This window comes from Nocardia sp. NPDC058497 (genome assembly GCF_042720195.1).
Lineage (GTDB): Bacteria > Actinomycetota > Actinomycetes > Mycobacteriales > Mycobacteriaceae > Nocardia.
In genome coordinates, this window is sequence record NZ_JBHXMY010000744.1 from 1 (window position 1) to 2465 (window position 2465).

General features: G+C 67.3%; 1 protein-coding gene. It reads left to right on the forward strand.

Annotated features, from left to right (window positions below):
- Nucleotides 1–46 precede the first annotated feature (46 nt).
- Nucleotides 47–2465, forward strand: a 2419-nt coding sequence (locus ACFWPJ_RS30345; protein ID WP_378856564.1) for a type I polyketide synthase, incomplete at its 3' end; no start/stop codon positions are given.

The following is a 2465-nucleotide window of genomic DNA, read 5'->3' on the forward strand; positions in this document are numbered from 1 at the left end:
TGCGTTGATAGACTGTATCGATTGTCAGTCAACGAAGATACAGGTAGTGTCGAATCTTACCGGCGCACTGGTCGATTCGTCGATGTCGGCACCGCAGTACTGGGTTTCGCACGTGCGGGAGTGCGTGCGCTTCGCCGATGGCATCCAGACCCTGCGGGAGGCGGGCGCGTCACGGTTCGTCGTGGCCGGTCCCGATGGCGGGCTGTCAGCGTTGATCAGCGAGGTCCTCGATGCCGACACCGACGCGGTCACCCAGGACACTCGCGTCGTGGCGATCCTGGGGCGCAAACGCTCCGAGCGGGAAACTCTGCTGACGGCGGTTGCTGCGGTCGACACCACGATGACCGACGTCGGCGTGGCGTGGAAGCAACTGTGGACGAATACTTCTCGCGTGCGGGTGCAGCTGCCGTCGTATGCGTTCCAGCGGCGTCACTACTGGCTCGAGTCGAACACGTCCAGCGATCCGGGTGTGCTGGGCTTGCCCGCCTCCTCGCATCCCCTGATCGGCACGGTCATCTCGACGCCGGAAACCGGTGCGATGATCGCGACGGCGCGGCTGTCGTTGACGTCGCATCCATGGCTCGGTGACCACGTGGTGTCGGGCGAGGCGGTCGTGCCGGGCGCGGTCTTCGTGGAGTGGATTTCGGCGCTCGGCGGCCGGTTGAGCTGTGATTGCCTGCAGCAGTTACTAATTCATTCGCCGCTGGTGTTGCCGCAGCGGGCATCCGTAGCGGTCCGGATCGCCGTGGACCCCCCCGGCGAGAATGGCAGCCGGGACGTCCGCGTGTACTCACGCCCGGACGCCCCGGCCGATGTGGATATGGAGTGGGTGCTGTACGCGCAGGCCCTGCTCGTGCCCGGCACCGCGGCCCCCGTTGCGACCGACGCGTGGGAGCAGTGGCCGCCTCGCGGTTCGGAACCGGTTGCGCTGGACGGACTCTACGACCGTTACGCGGATTCCGGATATCGCTACGGGTCGGCCTTCCAAGCGTTGCGCGCGGTGTGGCGCGACGACACGGACGTGTATCTCGAAGCCGCCCTGCCGGAATCGAGCACCGCGATCGAGCAGTTCGTGCTGCACCCGGCCCTGCTCGAGGCCATCGTGCAGGCCTCGGCCATCGCGGACCCAGAGGCACCGCCTCAGCTGGCGGCCGCCGAGGACATCCGAGTGCACGCGGTGGGCGCGACCGCGGTGCGCGCACGCATCCGACCCGACGGGAGTTCGGGCGGAGTGAGCGCCGAGGTGGTAGACCAGGCGGGGCAGCCCGTCATGAACATCGAAACGCTCGCTGTGCGGCGGATGCACCCTCAAGGTCGCCTCACGCCTCCCGGACGCTTGTCGATCGTGCGGTGGTCGCCTCGGACGGCGGACATCGGCGAGCCGCTCGATACCTGTACGGTTCTCGCCTACAACGACTTTCGCGCATGGTCCGACCAGACGTTGCGCATCCCGGGCGTGGTCGTCCTCGATTTGCGCGGCACGCACACCCTCGCTGACACGGTGAGTCGAGCGCATCTGCTGGCCCATGAGACGTTGGGCGTGGTGCAGGCGTGGCTCGAGAACGCGCGGTTCGCCGAGAGCCGACTACTGGTGTTGACCGCAGGTGCGGTGGCGGCAGAACCGGTCTCCGATATCGCGGCCGCGACGGTGTGGGGCCTGGTGCGCTCGGCGCAGTCGGAGCACCCGGGCCGAATCATATTGGTAGACAGCGATAGCACCGCGGATCTCGACGAGTTGGCAGGGCGAGTCGTCGCGACCGGCGAACCGCAGGTCGTGGTGCGCGGGGATGTGGTTCACGTGGCGCGCTTGATGCGTCTGCCCACCGAGCCGATGCTCGTCGCGGATGAGCGATTGTCGACCGGCACTGTCGTCGTCACGGGCGGGACAGGCGGGTTGGGTGCGTTGGTCGCACGCCATCTCGTGCGCAACCACGGTGTGCGCTCACTGGTGTTGGGTTCTCGGCGCGGGCGAACTGCGCCTGGGACTAGTGATTTGGTTACGGAGCTGACCGAGCTGGGTGCGCGTGTGGCGGTGACGGCATGCGACGTCTCCACCCGTGATGGCGTACAGGCGTTGCTGGCGGCGGTGCCGGAGGACGCGCGGTTGGCCGGTGTCGTTCATGCCGCGGGTGTCCTCGATGACGGTGTGGTGTCGGCTTTGACGCCTGATCGCTTGGATTCGGTGCTGGCGGCCAAGGCCGATGCGGCGTGGTGGCTGCACGAGGCCACTCGTGAGCTGGACCTGTCGTTGTTCGTCCTGTATTCGTCGGTTGCGGGTGTGTTCGGTGGTGCGGGGCAAGGCAATTACGCCGCGGCGAACACATTCCTGGACGCGCTCGCACAGTATCGCCGTGATTGCGGATTGGCGGCGGTCTCGATCGCTTGGGGATTGTGGGACTCGGGCTCCGGTATGGGCGCCCGGCTCCGCACCGCGGACACGACCCGCTGCGCGCGCGACGGTATGG